Source organism: Enterobacter sp. ECC-219 (assembly GCF_043966805.1).
In the GTDB taxonomy this organism is placed as follows: domain Bacteria; phylum Pseudomonadota; class Gammaproteobacteria; order Enterobacterales; family Enterobacteriaceae; genus Enterobacter; species Enterobacter cloacae_N.
Genome location: NZ_CP143680.1, coordinates 1073963 through 1090860, shown reverse-complemented (window position 1 = coordinate 1090860; position 16898 = coordinate 1073963). Strand labels below are relative to the sequence as shown.

Annotated in this window: 12 protein-coding genes and 3 tRNA genes; 6 read left to right on the top strand and 9 right to left on the bottom strand. The window is 56.8% G+C overall.

The genetic code is table 11. The features are described from left to right. Window positions 1-8: 8 nt before the first annotated feature. The 3 genes from amiB to nnr are packed head-to-tail and all read right to left on the bottom strand — an operon-like array spanning window position 9 to window position 3337. Window positions 9-1343, bottom strand: coding sequence for an N-acetylmuramoyl-L-alanine amidase AmiB (gene amiB / locus V1603_RS05085; RefSeq protein ID WP_116343617.1), 1335 nt, complete (start codon window positions 1341-1343; stop codon window positions 9-11). A 16-nt stretch (window positions 1344-1359) separates the two neighbouring features. Then, entirely contained in the window at window positions 1360-1821 is a 462-nt protein-coding gene (gene tsaE, locus V1603_RS05080) for a tRNA (adenosine(37)-N6)-threonylcarbamoyltransferase complex ATPase subunit type 1 TsaE (protein ID WP_028015250.1), read from the bottom strand. Beyond that, window positions 1814-3337: a bifunctional ADP-dependent NAD(P)H-hydrate dehydratase/NAD(P)H-hydrate epimerase gene (gene nnr / locus V1603_RS05075; protein WP_163330669.1), complete on the bottom strand. Its 1524-nt coding sequence runs from the start codon at window positions 3335-3337 to the stop codon at window positions 1814-1816. Before nnr ends, tsaE begins: the two co-directional genes overlap by 8 nt. On the opposite strand from nnr, the gene queG reads away from it, so the two are divergent. Continuing rightward, the gene (gene queG, locus V1603_RS05070) at window positions 3336-4475 is read left to right on the top strand and encodes a tRNA epoxyqueuosine(34) reductase QueG (RefSeq protein WP_395313566.1); all 1140 of its coding nucleotides are present in this window, start codon (window positions 3336-3338) and stop codon (window positions 4473-4475) included. The two genes, nnr and queG, sit on opposite strands and share 2 nt — an antisense overlap. 270 nt (window positions 4476-4745) lie before the next feature. On the opposite strand, the gene V1603_RS05065 is transcribed toward queG, so the two are convergent. The 4 genes from V1603_RS05065 to orn form a co-directional block, all read right to left on the bottom strand. Continuing rightward, window positions 4746-4821 (bottom strand) — tRNA-Gly (locus V1603_RS05065). Window positions 4822-4857: 36 nt separating this feature from the next. After that, window positions 4858-4933: transfer RNA gene (locus V1603_RS05060), tRNA-Gly, on the bottom strand. 37 nt (window positions 4934-4970) lie between these two features. Continuing rightward, window positions 4971-5046: transfer RNA gene (locus V1603_RS05055), tRNA-Gly, on the bottom strand. Between the two features lie 196 nt (window positions 5047-5242). Beyond that, entirely contained in the window at window positions 5243-5788 is a 546-nt protein-coding gene (gene orn, locus V1603_RS05050; RefSeq protein ID WP_028015247.1) for an oligoribonuclease, read from the bottom strand. 107 nt (window positions 5789-5895) lie between these two features. Here orn and rsgA point away from each other — a divergent pair, with 107 nt between their 5' ends. The 3 genes from rsgA (at window position 5896) to mscM (ending at window position 11357) form a co-directional block, all read left to right on the top strand. Continuing rightward, window positions 5896-6948: a small ribosomal subunit biogenesis GTPase RsgA gene (rsgA, locus tag V1603_RS05045; protein WP_204320753.1), complete on the top strand. Its 1053-nt coding sequence runs from the start codon at window positions 5896-5898 to the stop codon at window positions 6946-6948. A gap of 97 nt (window positions 6949-7045) precedes the next feature. Continuing rightward, the gene (gene asd / locus V1603_RS05040; RefSeq protein WP_028015245.1) at window positions 7046-8014 is read left to right on the top strand and encodes an archaetidylserine decarboxylase; all 969 of its coding nucleotides are present in this window, start codon (window positions 7046-7048) and stop codon (window positions 8012-8014) included. 19 nt (window positions 8015-8033) lie between these two features. Then, window positions 8034-11357 carry a miniconductance mechanosensitive channel MscM gene (mscM, locus tag V1603_RS05035; RefSeq protein ID WP_233003391.1) on the top strand — a complete coding sequence of 1108 codons (3324 nt, stop codon included), beginning with the start codon at window positions 8034-8036 and terminating at the stop codon, window positions 11355-11357. Between the two features lie 37 nt (window positions 11358-11394). On the opposite strand, the gene yjeM is transcribed toward mscM, so the two are convergent. After that, window positions 11395-12894, bottom strand: a complete 1500-nt coding sequence (gene yjeM, locus V1603_RS05030) for a glutamate/gamma-aminobutyrate family transporter YjeM (protein ID WP_233003390.1) — start codon at window positions 12892-12894, stop codon at window positions 11395-11397. 197 nt (window positions 12895-13091) lie between these two features. After that, window positions 13092-14069 carry an elongation factor P--(R)-beta-lysine ligase gene (gene epmA / locus V1603_RS05025; protein WP_166709841.1) on the bottom strand — a complete coding sequence of 326 codons (978 nt, stop codon included), beginning with the start codon at window positions 14067-14069 and terminating at the stop codon, window positions 13092-13094. Between the two features lie 310 nt (window positions 14070-14379). Between epmA and frdA the strand changes: the two genes are divergently transcribed. Next, complete coding sequence (gene frdA / locus V1603_RS05020; RefSeq protein ID WP_116344014.1) at window positions 14380-16170, top strand: fumarate reductase (quinol) flavoprotein subunit; 1791 nt, start codon at window positions 14380-14382, stop codon at window positions 16168-16170. After that, window positions 16163-16897: a succinate dehydrogenase/fumarate reductase iron-sulfur subunit gene (locus V1603_RS05015; RefSeq protein WP_041911494.1), complete on the top strand. Its 735-nt coding sequence runs from the start codon at window positions 16163-16165 to the stop codon at window positions 16895-16897. Before frdA ends, V1603_RS05015 begins: the two co-directional genes overlap by 8 nt. The last annotated feature ends 1 nt before the right edge of the window (window position 16898 follow it).

Below are 16898 nucleotides of genomic sequence, written 5' to 3'. Positions count from 1 at the left end.
AATTCTCCTTAATTTGTGGCGGTCAACTCACCCGGCTGCGCGGCGCTGGCCGTCTGGGCAGCCCCGCCCTGCGGCGCGGACTGCAGAGGATGCGCCTCAAAATATTTACGTAAACCGTTGTATATCGCTTCGGCAATTTGCTGCTGGTAGCTGTCGCTGCCCAGCAGGCGCTCTTCGCTGTTATTGCTGATAAAGCCCGTCTCCACCAAAATTGACGGAATATCCGGCGAACGCAGAACGCCCAGGCTCGCATGTTCCGGGCGACGCTTATGCAATGCTCCGATGCCCTGCAGCTGATTCAATACGTTAGTGGCGACATCATACCCGACGCGCTGAGAATGACCGAACTGTAAATCCAGCACCGCCTGGCTGAGATACGGGTCAGACTGGCTGTTAGCCAGCACATCACCCGCGCCGCCTAACAGTTCAGACTGTTTCTCATGCTCTTCCAGCCAGTTTGCCATTTCGCTGTTCGCCCGACGGTTCGACAGGACCCATACCGAGGCGCCCGTCGCGTTACGGTTCGGTGCGGCATCCGCGTGAATGGAGACCAGGAAATTGGCGTTTTGCTTACGCGCCACGTCTGAGCGGCCCATCACAGAGATAAAATAGTCGCCGTCGCGCGTCAGTACGCCTTTAAACATCGGATCGTCGTTTAACAACGTCCGCAGCTTGCGGGCCACTGCAATAGTGACATTTTTCTCTCGCGTGCCGCCCGGGCCAATCGCACCAGGGTCCTGACCACCGTGCCCGGCATCAATGGCGATAATCACTTTATCACCGCTGACCGCACGCCGCGCGCTGGACGCCGGACGCGTTACCGTATTGCTGCTGGTTGCCGCGGTGATGCGATCGTTCTGCGATTTAAACGGATTACGCGCAGGTTCCGATGGGCGCGGCGTATAGACCGGCTCTTCCACGCGTTTCGCGACAACCGGTGGCGGCGGAGGCGGCGGAACATCGGCATTGATGGTGAAGACCACCGTATAGTTCGCCCCGTTTTGCTGCTTCACCGCCTTCGTTTTACCCTTTTCGGTCAGATCGACCACCAGACGCAGCGACTGGCTGTCCTGCGGGGTACCCGAACGGATACTTTTCACCAGGTTGTTACCGCTGAACCGCAGCGGTAACCCCTGGATCACGCCAGTCTGTTTGATATCCAGCGCCACGCTGCGGCTGTCTGGCTGTGAAAACGCATATTCAGGGTCACCCATAAAGCTGAACGTGATCCGGGCCTGGCTTTCGCCGTTTGACACCTGAATATCCGAAAGGCTTGCCGCCCCGGCCTGCGCGCACAGCAGCACCGTCGCAGCCAACACCCAACCTTTAACGCGACTAATCATCCCGTCATCCCTACTCTTAACCGGCGAGACGCGCCAGTAAGGAACACCCTGATGAGGAAACCGCACTGATGCGAGCCTCACGCCCTTGCGCCTGGTAATCTAAGTGAATTTCGACATCCGGGTCAGGTAACACACCCGCACCTTGTTGCGGCCACTCCACCAGGCAGATGGCGTCGTTGGCAAAATAATCACGGATCCCCATAAATTCCAGCTCCTCAGGATCCGCAAGGCGATATAAATCAAAGTGGTACACCATAAGATTGTCGAGGGTGTACGGCTCGACCAGCGTGTAGGTTGGGCTTTTCACATTCCCGTTATGCCCTAACGCCTGCAAAAAACCCCGGCTGAAGGTGGTTTTACCCGCACCTAAATCACCATACAGATAAATGACGGTTGCCCCCTGACAGGCCTGCGCCACGCGCTTGCCGAGATCTAAAGTGGCTTGTTCATCAGGTAAAGGAATCGCTCGATTAGTCATTTTCTACGTCAATCACATCCGGGTTAACAACACGCCGCAGCGTGCAAAAGAGATCGGTGGCCAGCATACCGCGTGTACCCTCTCGCGCAGCAAGCCTGTCAGCTGCCGCGCCGTGGGCCACGCAGCCCGCACAGGCTGCATCATAAAGGGGAAGTTTCTGTCCAAGCAATGCGCCAATGATGCCTGAAAGCACATCGCCCATGCCGCCGCTCGCCATGCCCGCATTTCCGGCATCAATAATGCCCTGCGTCTCGTCACTGGCGACAACGGTTCCTGCCCCTTTCAAAACGGCAACACCTCCGTAACGTTTTACCAGACGCTGAGCAGAAAGTAAGCGATCGCTTTCAATTTCTGCCACGCTGCAGTTAAGCAGGCGCGCGGCTTCGCCGGGGTGTGGCGTCAGAATGCGATTGTGACGCTTATCCGGGTTTATTGCCAGAAGGTTAAGCGCGTCGGCATCCCACAGCATCGGTTTACGAAAATTTTCGACCTTTTGCAGGGCCTGTTTACCCCATGCCTGCTGTCCAAGACCGGGACCAATGACCACCACATCCGCCCATTCGAGGCTTTCTTCAAGAGTCTGGGGCGTAAGCTCATGGACCATCAGTTCCGGTCGAGCTGTAATGATTGGCGTAATGTTCTCGATGCGAGTGAGTACTCGCACTAATCCGGCACCGCTGCGCAGTGCCGCCTCACCGGCCATGCGAACCGCACCTGCCGTACCGCGATCGCCACCAATAATCACCAGCCTGCCGTGGTCGCCCTTATGGGACGTTGGGCGGCGCGGCGGAAGCCACTCTTTTAGCTGCGAGGCATCAAAGCGCGACAGGCGCGTTTCCTGCCCTGCGAGCCAGCTCTCCAGCCCCAGGGCGTTATGGTGCAATACGCCAACCACATCCCGGGCTTTTCCGGTTAACAAGCCCGGCTTCAGAGCGATAAAGGTCACGGTGTGCGCAGCCTGAATAACGGTGCCAGGCGTCGCGCCGGTCTGCGCGATCAGGCCCGACGGAATGTCCAGCGCCACTACCGGCGCGGAGTGCCCGTTAGCGTGTTCAATAAGCGCGGCGATGTTCTCGCGAGGCGCGCTGCGTAGCCCGGTCCCCAGCAGACCATCAACAATCAGATCAACATCTTCCGGCCAGACGATATCAGGGGCATGAATCACGCCGCCTGCATTCAGCCATGCCTCCCGCGCCGCGCCGGCCTCTTCCGGCAGGGGCTTATCACTTTCCAGCGCCAGCAAGGTAACGCGGATACCGGCCGCAACCGCGAGACGCGCAGCAACGTAGCCGTCGCCGCCGTTATTGCCGTGCCCACACAAAATCAGCCAGTGAGTGGATTGCGGGTACGCGCCGCGGGCAACGTTAAACGCCGCCTCCCCCGCGCGCTGCATCAGTTCATAAAGAGTAATGCCGAGGCTGTCTGCGGCCTCTTTTTCGGCGCGCCGGAGGTCATCCGCATGCCAGATGGAATGTGGTATACTTGCGGGGTTTTTCTTCACCGTATGGTCCGTCATGTCACAGCCCCTCGATCTCAATGAATTAGCGCAAAAAATAAAACAGTGGGGTGCTGAGCTTGGCTTTCAGAAGGTAGGCATTACCGATACCGACCTCTCTGCCAGCGAGCCAAAACTGCAGGCCTGGCTGGACAAACAATACCACGGCGAAATGGAGTGGATGGCGCGTCACGGCATGATGCGTGCCCGTCCACATGATCTTTTACCGGGTACATTGCGCGTCATCAGCGTGCGCATGAACTACCTGCCTGCCAACGCGGCCTTTGCGCGCACGCTAAAAAATCCCTCTCTGGGTTACGTCAGCCGGTACGCCCTGGGGCGTGATTACCATAAGCTACTGCGTAACCGTTTAAAAAAACTCGGGGAAACTATTCAGCAGCACTGTGTTTCGCTGAATTTTAGACCCTTTGTCGATTCCGCGCCTATTCTTGAGCGCCCGATCGCCGAAAAAGCCGGGCTTGGCTGGACAGGTAAGCACTCACTTATCCTTAGCCGCGACGCCGGATCGTTCTTCTTCCTCGGTGAACTGCTGATTGATTTACCCCTGCCGGTAGACGGCCCGGTAGAGGAAGGCTGTGGCCGCTGCGTGGCCTGCATGACCATCTGCCCGACGGGCGCCATCGTTGAGCCGTACACTGTTGATGCGCGCCGCTGCATTTCCTATCTCACCATCGAGCTCGAAGGAGCTATCCCGGAAGAGTTTCGTCCACTTATCGGCAACCGCATCTACGGCTGCGACGACTGTCAGCTGATCTGCCCGTGGAACCGCTATTCACAGCTGACGGATGAAGAAGACTTCAGTCCCCGCAAGGCGTTACATGCCCCGCCGCTGATCGAGCTGTTCGCCTGGACCGAAGCCTGGTTCCTGAAGGTGACGGAAGGTTCCGCCATTCGGCGTATCGGCCACCTGCGCTGGCTGCGAAACGTGGCCGTCGCGCTGGGCAATGCCCCGTGGGATAAAGCAAATATTCAGGCGCTTGAAAGTCGTAGAGGTGAGCACCCACTTCTTGATGAACACATAGAATGGGCGATTGCGCAGCAAATCGAGAAGCGCAATGCCTGCGTGGTCGAGGTGCAGCTTCCTCAGAAACAGCGGCTGGTGAGGGTGATTGAAAAAGGGCTCACGCGGGATGCGTGATATATTCACAGCCTGTGAATAAAAATAAAAACTCAAGCGCCATCTGGACTTGAGAAGAGGTCAAGTGATCTTGCTAACATTTTGAAATGAAAATTTATCCATTAAATACAATGGATTGCAAATATACTATTCACCCTGCTAACTTTCTGTACGGTTTGGGTAAAGCGCGAATTCTGTGGATAACTCTGTTTACAAGAGTATTTCAGATGCAATAGAAAACGTCCCTAGCGCGTCTTTTCGCTGTGGATATTTTAGAGATGAAGAAGAATTTGGAGCGGGAAACGAGACTCGAACTCGCGACCCCGACCTTGGCAAGGTCGTGCTCTACCAACTGAGCTATTCCCGCTTGGGTGGTCCGTGCTTTAGAAGCACTTTCAAATTTTGGAGCGGGAAACGAGACTCGAACTCGCGACCCCGACCTTGGCAAGGTCGTGCTCTACCAACTGAGCTATTCCCGCTTGGGCAGTCTGTGCTGTGGAAGCACTTTTCAAATTTTGGAGCGGGAAACGAGACTCGAACTCGCGACCCCGACCTTGGCAAGGTCGTGCTCTACCAACTGAGCTATTCCCGCAAATCTGTACTGCTTTTGTTGCTGTCGTAACGTGTAATTCTCTGTCGTTACGGGAGGCGCATTATACGAGAAATCCTTTTAGCTGCAACCCCCCTGAAAGTGATTTTTTCGAAATTCAGTTCAAATGCTTATTTAATCGGCAAGCTGAACAATTTAACGACAAAATCCCGGCCACGCAAGGCGCCGGATCTCAAAATCACAGCTTAATAAAGTTTTCGCGGTAGTACGCGAGTTCCGCCACAGACTCGCGGATATCGTCCATCGCCTGGTGCGTTCCTTGCTTTTTGAAGCCATCAAGGATTTCTGGTTTCCAGCGACGCGCCAGCTCTTTCAGGGTACTGACATCCAGATAGCGGTAGTGAAAGTAAGACTCCAGCTCCGGCATATACTTAAACAGGAAACGGCGATCCTGGCCGATGCTGTTCCCGCAGATAGGCGATTTACCCGCCGGCACCCACTGCTTCAGAAATTCGAGCGTCGCCAGTTCCGCCTCACGGTCACCCAACGTGCTGGCCTTCACGCGCTCCACCAGCCCGCTTCCGGTATGGGTGCGCACGTTCCACTCGTCCATCAGCGCCAGCTGGTCGTCTGACTGATGCACCGCAATCGTTGGCCCTTCGGCCAGGATATTCAGGTTGGCATCGGTGACCAGGGTTGCAATCTCAATAATGCGATCGCGCTCGGGATCCAGCCCGGTCATTTCGAGATCGATCCAAATCAGGTTGTTTTCATCCGCGCTCATGTTATTTTCCACCCTTCTCGCATAACCGGCAGTAGCAGGTTAACTAGTATTAATTAGAGTGTATCATAGAGGTTTTGCCCCTTACGGGCGACCAGGAGCCAGTGCGATTGAGTAAAAATAAACTCTCCAAAGGGCAGCAGCGCCGCGTGAATGCCAATCACCAGCGCCGTCTTAAAACCACTTCGGAGAAGGTCGATTACGACGACAACCTGTTTGGCGAACCAACGGAAGGCGTAGTCATCAGCCGTTTCGGTATGCACGCTGACGTGGAATCCGCCGATGGTGAAATCCACCGCTGCAACATCCGCCGGACCATTCGTTCTCTGGTGACCGGTGACCGCGTCGTATGGCGTCCGGGTAAAGAGGCGGCGGAAGGCGTTACGGTAAAAGGTATCGTTGAAGCGGTTCATGAACGTACGTCCGTGTTAACCCGTCCCGATTTTTACGACGGGGTGAAGCCGATTGCCGCCAACATTAACCAGATTGTTATCGTATCGGCGATTTTGCCTGAACTTTCGCTCAATATTATCGACCGATACCTCGTCGCGTGCGAAACGCTGCAGGTTGAACCGATTATCGTGCTGAACAAAATCGATCTGCTGGATGACGAAGGCATGGCTTTCGTTAATGAGCAGATGGATATCTATCGCAAGATTGGCTATCGCGTCCTGATGGTCTCCAGCCATACTAAAGATGGCCTCAAACCGCTGGAAGAGGCGCTTACCGATCGCATCAGCATTTTTGCGGGCCAGTCCGGCGTAGGCAAATCGAGCCTGCTGAACAATCTGCTCGGCCTCCAGCAGGAGATCCTCACCAACGATGTGTCTGACGTCTCGGGTCTGGGCCAGCACACCACTACCGCCTCGCGTCTGTACCACTTCCCGCACGGCGGCGATGTCATCGACTCCCCGGGCGTGCGTGAATTCGGTTTATGGCATCTTGAGCCGGAACAAATCTTTAATGGATTTGTCGAATTCCATGATTATTTAGGCGCTTGCAAATACCGCGACTGTAAACACGATAACGATCCAGGCTGCGCTATCCGCGAAGCGGTTGAGAAAGGTGAGATTGCGGAGACCCGCTTCGACAATTACCACCGCATTCTTGAGAGCATGGATCAGGTAAAAACGCGTAAAAACTTTTCTGATTCTGACAACTGACAACTAAGCTAAGCATCGCTAAAATCGTCCCCTTTTTTCAGGTTCCGGCGGCTTACCGCCGGATCAGGAACGACAAAACAATGGCCTGGAGGCTACCTTGTTAAACGCATTTAAACTTTCGCTTCAATACATTCTGCCAAAACTGTGGCTCACTCGCCTGGCGGGCTGGGGCGCAAGCAAACGCGCGGGCTGGCTGACCAAACTGGTCATCGACCTTTTCGTGAAGTATTACAAGGTCGACATGAAAGAAGCGCAGAAGCCGGACACCGCCAGCTACCGCACGTTCAACGAGTTTTTCGTGCGCCCGCTGCGCGACGAAGTGCGCCCGCTGAACACCGATCCTAACGTCCTGGTGATGCCAGCAGACGGGGTGATCAGCCAGTTGGGTAACATCGAAGACGACAAAATCCTGCAGGCGAAAGGCCATAACTACAGCCTGGAAGCGCTGCTGGCGGGCAATTACCTGATGGCGGATCTGTTCCGCAACGGCACCTTTGCCACCACCTATCTGTCACCGCGCGACTACCACCGCGTGCATATGCCGTGTAACGGTATCCTGCGTGAGATGATCTACGTGCCGGGCGATCTGTTCTCCGTAAATCACCTGACCGCGCAAAACGTACCGAACCTGTTTGCCCGTAACGAGCGCGTCATCTGCCTGTTCGATACTGAATTCGGCCCTATGGCGCAGATTCTGGTGGGCGCGACCATTGTCGGCAGTATTGAAACCGTCTGGGCTGGCACCATCACCCCTCCGCGTGAAGGCGTAATTAAGCGCTGGACGTGGCCTGCTGGTGAAGAGGAAGGCTCTGTCGCCCTGCTGAAAGGTCAGGAGATGGGCCGCTTCAAGCTGGGTTCTACCGTCATCAACCTGTTTGCGCCGGGTAAAGTGAAGCTGGCTGAACAGCTCGAAAGCCTGTCGGTCACTAAGCTCGGCCAGCCGCTGGCGGTCTCTACCGAAACCTTCGTGACGCCGGACGCAGAACCTGCTCCGCTGCCGCAAGAAGAGATTGACGCCGAGCACGACGCCAGCCCGCTGGTTGACGACAAAAAAGACGAAGGCTAACAACAGAAGGATCGCTGACGTGCGCCCGATTATCGTTTTACTGATGGCCTGGTGCCTCAGCATGGGGGCGTACGCAGCGACAGCCCCCGACGCCAAACAGATAACCCAGGAACTGGAACAGGCGAAAGCGGCTAAACCCGCTCAGCCAGAGACCGTTGAGTCGCTCCAGTCCGCACTGAACGCGCTTGAAGAGCGGAAAGGCTCGCTTGAGCGCGCTCAGCAGTATCAGCAGGTTATCGACAACTTCCCTAAACTCTCGCAAACGCTGCGCGCGCAGCTCGCTAATCTGCGCGATGAGCCGCGCAATGTGCCGGAAGGCATGACCACCGACGCCCTGAATCAGGAAATCCTGCAGGTGAGCAGCCAGCTTCTGGAAAAGAGCCGCCAGGCTCAGCAGGAGCAGGAGCGGGCGCGTGAAATTGCCGACTCCCTCAGCCAGCTTCCGCAGCAGCAAACCGACGCACGCCGCCAGCTTAACGACGTTGAGCGTCGCGTGGGTACGCAAAGCGGCAATACGCCGCAGGCTCAGGCGCAAAATCTGGGTCTGCAGGCCGAATCAGCTCGTCTGAAGGCCCTTGTGGATGAGCTGGAGCTGGCGCAGCTTTCCGCCAACAACCGCCAGGAGCTGGCGCGGATGCGCTCTGAACTTGCTCAGAAGCAGAGCGAGCAGCTGGATGCGTATCTTCAGGCCCTGCGTAATTTGCTTAACAGCCAGCGTCAGCGCGAAGCCGAGCGTGCGCTTGAAAGCACCGAGCTGCTGGCGGAAAACAGTGCCAATCTGCCAGAAGGTATCGTCGATCAGTTTAAGGTCAACCGCGAGCTTTCTGCCGCCCTGAATCAGCAGGCGCAGCGTATGGATCTGGTTGCCTCCCAGCAGCGCCAGGCGACGAATCAAACCCTGCAGGTGCGCCAGGCGCTCAACACCCTGCGCGAGCAGTCCCAGTGGCTCGGGTCATCAAACCTGCTGGGCGAAGCGTTACGCGCCCAGGTCGCACGCCTGCCGGAAATGCCGAAGCCGCAGCAACTGGATACCGAGATGGCCCAGCTTCGCGTGCAGCGACTGCACTTTGAAGATCTTCTCAATAAGCAGCCGCAAATTCGCCAGATCCGTCAGGCTGACGGACAGCCCCTGACCAGCGAGCAAAACCGTATTCTTGAAGCCCAGCTGCGCACCCAGCGCGAGCTGCTGAACTCCCTGCTGCAGGGCGGGGATACGCTGATTCTGGAACTGACTAAGCTCAAGGTGTCTAACAGCCAGCTGGAAGACGCACTGAAAGAGGTGAACGAGGCGACGCACCGTTATCTCTTCTGGACGTCCGACGTGCGTCCGATGACCTTCTCGTGGCCGATTGAGATCGTTCAGGATCTGCGCCGCCTGATTTCGCTGGACACCTTCAGCCAGCTCGGACAGGCCAGCGTGATGATGCTGACCAGTAAAGAGACGATAATCCCGCTGCTGGGCGCGTTGGTTCTGGTGGGCTTCAGCATTTACTCGCGCAGACATTTCACCCGCTTCCTGGAGCGTTCCAGCGCGCGGGTGGGGAAAGTCACTCAGGATCACTTCTGGCTGACGTTGCGCACCGTGTTCTGGTCGATTCTCGTCGCGTCTCCGCTGCCGGTGCTGTGGATGACGCTTGGCTACGGCCTGCGGGAAGCCTGGCCCTATCCGCTCGCGGTCGCCATTGGCGATGGCGTCACCGCTACGGTGCCGCTGCTGTGGGTGGTGATGATTTGCGCCACGTTCGCACGGCCGAATGGCCTGTTCATTGCCCACTTTGGCTGGCCGCGTAACCGCGTGGCGCGCGCCATGCGCTACTACCTGATGAGCATCGGGCTGATTGTGCCGCTGATTATGGCGCTGATCATGTTTGATAATCTCAACGACCGGGAATTTTCAGGCTCGCTGGGCCGCCTCTGCTTTATGCTGATCTGCGGCGCGCTGGCCATCGTGACGCTCAGCCTGAAACGCGCGGGGATACCGCTCTATCTGGATAAATCCGGCAGCGGCGACAACATGTTCAACCGGCTGCTCTGGAACCTCCTGCTGAGCGCCCCTCTGATTGCGATGCTGGCAGCCGCGGTAGGTTACCTGGCAACCTCGAAGGCACTTCTGGCGCGACTGGAAACGTCGGTGGCGATCTGGTTCCTGCTGCTGGTGGTGTATCACGTGATCCGTCGCGGGATGCTGATCCAGCGCCGTCGCCTGGCCTTCGACCGCGCCAAGCATCGCCGGGCGGAGATCCTCGCTCAGCGTGCCCGGGGTGAGGAAGAGCCAACCCATGTCAACAGCACGGAAGGCACGATGGATGCCGACGAGGTCGAACTGGATCTGGATGCCATCAGTACCCAGTCTCTGCGCCTGGTGCGCTCCCTCCTGATGCTGATTGCCCTTCTGTCGGTGATTTTCCTGTGGTCAGAAATTCATTCCGCGTTTGGCTTCCTGGAGAATATCTCTCTGTGGGACGTGACGTCCACGGTGCAGGGCGTTGAAAGCCTGGAGCCGATCACCTTAGGCGCGGTGCTGATTGCCATTCTGGTACTGATCATCACTACCCAACTGGTGCGTAACTTCCCGGCACTGCTGGAGCTGGCGCTGCTGCAGCATCTGGATTTAACCCCCGGCACGGGATACGCCATTACGACCATTACGAAATACCTGATACTGCTGTTTGGCGGGATGGTTGGTTTCTCAATGATTGGTATCGAGTGGTCTAAACTGCAGTGGCTGGTAGCGGCGCTGACGTTTGGCCTTGGCTTTGGCATGCAGGAGATCTTCGCTAACTTTGTGTCCGGCCTGATCATCTTGTTTGAAAAGCCGATTCGTATTGGCGATACGGTGACGATCCGCGATCTGACCGGGAGCGTAACGAAGATCAACACCCGTGCCACCACGATCAGCGACTGGGACCGTAAAGAGATCATCGTGCCGAACAAGGCGTTTATTACCGAGCAGTTTATCAACTGGTCGCTGTCGGACTCCGTTACGCGCGTGGTGCTGACGGTACCGGCGCCGTCGGATGCCAACAGCGAAGAGGTCACGCAGATCCTCTACACTGCCGCCGAACGCTGTACGCTGGTGCTCGATAATCCCGTACCGGAAGTGTTCCTGGTCGATTTACAGCAGGGGATCCAGATTTTCGAACTGCGTATTTACGCTGCCGAAATGGGGCACCGTATGCCGCTGCGCCATGAGATCCACCAGCTGATTCTGGCTGGCTTCCGCGAGCACGGTATTGATATGCCGTTCCCACCGTTCCAGATGCGTCTGGAAAGTATGGACGGACGCAAGATGGGTAAAACGCTCACGTCGGCGGCAAGATCGCGCCCGGCGGGCAGCTTGTAATCTTTCTCCCCTCCCTTTCGGGAGGGGCATTTTACCGCTACGCCACTTCCGCGACGTACGCCATTGAACGCCGACGGTAATTCTCATAAATCCCCATCGCCAGCAGCGAGAAGAAGATCGGCCCACCGACCATCCACAGCGCGCTGTTCCAGTCGTTTGCCTCAACCACGGGCTGAATAACGGTAAAGATGTTGGCAAACGCCACGACCAGCACCACCACCGTAGTTGCCAGCAGCGTTGCCGCACGGGTTTTGAAGATCACAAACGGACGCTCAAGGTCCCGCTTCGCCTTAAAGAACGGGAACGCCAGGGTGAGGAACAGGTACGGCAGCGTCATCGACACGTTCGCCATCAGGGTCAGCTTGTTATAGAACGCAGACGCGGTATCACCGCCAAATGACACCAGCAGAATGAACACGCACACCAGCAGACACTGCATCCACATGGCGTTGGCAGGCATGCCTGCGGTATTCAGCTGCGTCATGCGTGCCGGCCACAGCGCTTTTGGCGTGCCCTGAATGATCGCTTTCAGCGGCGAGTAGATCAGCGTAAAGAACGCGCCGGTATAGGCAAGGAACATCGACAGGCCGGTAATGCGCGCAAACCAGATCCCCATGGTGGCCGATGCTTCCGGCGTCAGGTGCATGGCGTTACCCAACGTCATCCCCAGGCTTTTCATCAGCACGTAGGTGATGTTCCCGAGGTTAGTGGTGTCGTTACTCAACACCTGCTGCCAGCTGGTACTGACGCCCCAGAGGAAAATCGCCAGCGAGTAGCCGATGGAGATGACGATGGCGGCAAAAATAATCCCTTTGGCGAAATTCTTTTCCGGGTTCTCGGTCTTATCGACCAGCCCGCCTACCGCTTCAATACCGCCGTAGGCAAAAATGGCAAACACCACGAAGGAGAGCATGGCCAGCCCGGACTGATAGCCCGGATTAGGCGATGATACGAAGTTCACCTCCTGCGCGAAGTGCCCGCCGTTCAGGTACAGAATGGCGATACTCGCCAGCAGCAGCACCAGGTTCAGGCACATCACGGAAATACCGCCAACGGCGGTGATACGGGCAATTTTGTTGATGCCTTTTGACGCCACCAGCGTGACCACCACCATCCAGCACACCGCCAGAATACCGACCACCTGCGTGGAGCTCAGCCCCGCCAGAGACCATATCTGCGTTTTATCCGCCCCGAAAAGAAACGTTGAGAACGGCACCCAGACTTTGGCCGCCGTGCTGACCATCCAGACGACGTAGGAGGAGAACCACATAAACGTGCCGATAAACGCGTAACGCGGACCGATGCTGTTGTTCATCCACGAGTAGATACCGCCCTCTTCTTTCCGGTAAGCCGAGCCCATCTCCGCCATCATCAGCGCAAACGGGATAAAGAAGAACAGAGCAGAAACGATATAAAACGGCGTCGCGCTGTAGCCCATCAGATAGAAAGCCGACGGGCTATTGGCAAAGCCAAAGACTGACGTAAAAATCATCAGGATAAGCCCGGTGAGGGTCATCTTTTTGAGTGACTGGGACATATAACCATCCGAAGAGGAATTAAACTGCGCGGATGGTAGCAGATGACCAGACTAATATTGTGGCTATGCGAGGCAATTTAAGAAAAAGAACCGTGTACAGAGAAAATGGCAGTTTTTAATGTCGCCGTGCGGAAATGGAAAGGAATATTGCCACAGGTAATATATGCCGGGTAAGCACAGCGCCACCCGGCATTTTTTCAGGCGCGATCGACCGTAAAGGCAATCACATCGCCAAGCTGCTCGGCATCCAGCGCCAGCATGACCAGACGGTCAACCCCCAGCGCCACGCCGGAGCAATCCGGCAGACCCGCCTTTAAGGCTTCCAGCAGGTTAGTATCAATCGGCTGCTGCGGCAGACCGCGCGCAGCGCGCTTGCGGTTATCCTGCTCGAAACGCTGCTGCTGTTCGCGCGCGTCGGTCAGCTCGTGGAAGCCGTTCGCCAGCTCGATGCCTTTGTAATAGACCTCAAAACGCTCTGCCACGCGGTGATCTTCGGTGCTGATCTGCGCCAGAGACGCCTGGCTTGCGGGGAAGTGATAGACAAACGTCGGACGTTCTTTACCAATCTGCGGTTCCACGCCGAAGGTGAACAGCAGCTGCAGCAGCGTGTCACGATCCTCCTCGGTATCCGCCACGTTGCTCAGATCCAGTTTTGCCGCCACTTCACGCAGCTGAGCTTTGTCCGCCGACAGCGGATCGATTTCCAGATGGCGCTGGAAGGCCTGTTGATAGGAGAGCGTTTCGGCTTCTGAACAGTCCAGCACCTGCTGCAGCAGATCGTCCACCTCGTTCATCAGGCGGTACATATCATAATGCGGGCGGTACCACTCCAGCATGGTGAATTCCGGGTTGTGGTGACGCCCCATCTCTTCATTACGGAAACTGCGGCACAGCTGATACACCGGACCACACCCCGCCGCCAGCAGGCGCTTCATGTGATATTCCGGGCTGGTCATCAGATACAGATTCATGCCCTGAGAGTGGCCAGGGCCAACAAAACGGGTTTCAAACGGGACCAGATGTATATCCGTTACCGTTGCCTGACTCATGCACGGGGTTTCCACCTCCAGGACGCCGCGGTCGGCAAAGAAACGGCGGATCTCCGTCATAATTGCGGCGCGTTTTAACAGATTTGGGATGGATGCGCTCGGCTGCCAGGTGGCCGTTTCGCTCATGAGTTTTTCTCCGATTTCAGACAAGGGCACGAAGTCTACTCGTTAGCAGGGACAGAGACAAATTTTGCGCAGTAAAAAAGCGCATTTCATTTAGGTAAGCAATTACGTGACGCAATTCATCAATCACGATGATAAATCACCGCACAGAACAGCAAAAAAATCGAACACGTCAAATTTCCCTGACGTCTACACGGTTATACTCTTTTACCCATAAAGGAGCAGTGGAAACGCTTTCGCAATCGTCCGCGTGGACGGGTGAACTACCTTTAGTTTGTCGCGTTGCGAAATAACAAAAATCTGGAGGAATGTCGTGCAAACTTTTCAAGCCGATCTTGCCGTAATAGGCGCTGGCGGGGCTGGATTACGTGCTGCGATTGCTGCAGCACAAGCTAATCCTGACGCTAAAATCGCATTGATTTCAAAAGTCTATCCAATGCGCAGCCACACGGTGGCAGCAGAAGGAGGGTCCGCCGCCGTTGCGCAGGATCATGACAGCTTCGAATACCATTTCCACGACACGGTTGCAGGGGGCGACTGGCTTTGCGAACAGGATGTCGTTGACTACTTCGTACACCATTGTCCAACTGAAATGACCCAGCTTGAACAGTGGGGATGTCCGTGGAGCCGCCGTCCGGACGGCAGCGTCAACGTTCGTCGCTTCGGGGGGATGAAAATCGAACGTACCTGGTTCGCCGCCGATAAGACCGGCTTCCACATGCTGCACACCCTGTTCCAGACCTCTCTTCAGTTCCCACAAATCCAGCGCTTTGATGAACATTTCGTCCTCGACATTCTGGTCGATGACGGTCATGCACGTGGCCTGGTGGCGATGAACATGATGGAAGGCACCCTCGTCCAGATCCGTGCCAATGCGGTGGTGATGGCAACGGGCGGTGCGGGACGCGTCTATCGCTACAACACCAACGGCGGCATCGTCACCGGTGACGGCATGGGCATGGCGCTGAGCCACGGCGTGCCGCTGCGCGATATGGAGTTTGTACAGTATCACCCAACCGGTCTGCCGGGCTCGGGCATTCTGATGACGGAAGGCTGCCGCGGCGAAGGCGGTATCCTGGTCAACAAAAACGGCTACCGCTATCTGCAGGATTACGGCATGGGCCCGGAAACCCCTCTCGGCGAGCCGAAGAACAAATACATGGAACTCGGCCCGCGCGACAAAGTCTCTCAGGCCTTCTGGCACGAGTGGCGCAAGGGCAACACCATCTCCACGCCGCGCGGCGACGTGGTCTATCTCGATCTGCGTCACCTGGGCGAGAAGAAACTGCTGGAGCGTCTGCCGTTCATCTGCGAACTGGCGAAAGCTTATGTCGGCGTCGATCCGGTGAAAGAGCCGATTCCGGTACGCCCAACCGCGCACTACACCATGGGCGGGATTGAAACCGACCAACAGTGTGAAACCCGCATTAAAGGGCTGTTCGCCGTAGGCGAGTGTTCCTCCGTCGGCCTGCACGGCGCCAACCGCCTGGGCTCTAACTCGCTTGCAGAGCTGGTCGTCTTTGGCCGCATGGCGGGCGAGCGCGCGATGGAGCGTGCGGCGACCGCAGGCGAAGCAAACGGCGCGGCGCTGGATGCGCAGGTCACAGACGTTGAAAAACGCCTGAAGGATCTGGTGAACCAGGAAGGTAACGAGAACTGGTCGAAGATCCGCGACGAGATGGGCCTGTCGATGGAAGAAGGCTGCGGTATCTACCGTACGCCGGAACTGATGCAGAAAACCGTCGACAAGCTGGCGGAACTGCAGGAGCGCTTCAAGCGCGTGCGCATCACCGACACCTCCAGCGTCTTCAATACCGACCTGCTCTATACCATTGAGCTTGGCCACGGCCTGAACGTCGCAGAATGTATGGCGCACTCTGCGCTGGCGCGTAAAGAGTCTCGCGGCGCACACCAGCGTCTGGATGAAGGCTGTACCGAACGTGACGACGTCAATTTCCTGAAACACACTCTCGCCTGGCGCGATGCGGATGGCACCACGCGTCTGGATTACAGCGACGTGAAAATCACCACGCTGCCACCGGCTAAACGCGTGTACGGCGCAGAAGCAGAAGCCGCCGAGAAGAAGGAGAAGGCGAATGGCTGAGATGCAAAAACTGAAAGTTGAAGTGGTGCGCTACAACCCGGAAGTGGATACCGCCCCCCACAGCGCTTTCTATGAAGTGCCCTATGACGAGCAAACCTCCCTGCTGGATGCGCTCGGCTATATCAAAGACAACCTGGCGCCGGACCTGAGCTACCGCTGGTCCTGCCGCATGGCGATCTGTGGCTCCTGCGGCATGATGGTCAACAAGGTACCGAAGCTGGCGTGTAAAACCTTCCTGCGCGATTACACTAAGGGCATCAAGGTTGAAGCGCTGGGCAACTTCCCGATCGAGCGCGATCTGGTGGTCGATATGACCCACTTTATCGAAAGTCTGGAAGCGATTAAGCCGTACATCATCGGCAACCCACGCACGCCGGACCAGGGTCCGAACACCCAGACGCCGGCGCAGATGGCGAAATACCATCAGTTCTCTGGCTGCATCAACTGCGGCCTGTGCTACGCCGCCTGTCCACAGTTTGGCCTGAACCCGGAGTTCATCGGCCCGGCCGCTATTACCCTGGCGCACCGCTATAACGAAGACAGCCGCGACCACGGTAAAAAAGAACGTATGGCGCAGCTTAACGGTCAGAACGGCGTCTGGACCTGTACCTTTGTGGGCTACTGCTCCGAAGTCTGTCCAAAGCACGTCGACCCGGCCGCGGCCATTCAACAGGGTAAAGTGGAAAGCTCGAAAGACTTTCTTATCGCTACCCTGAAACCACGCTAAG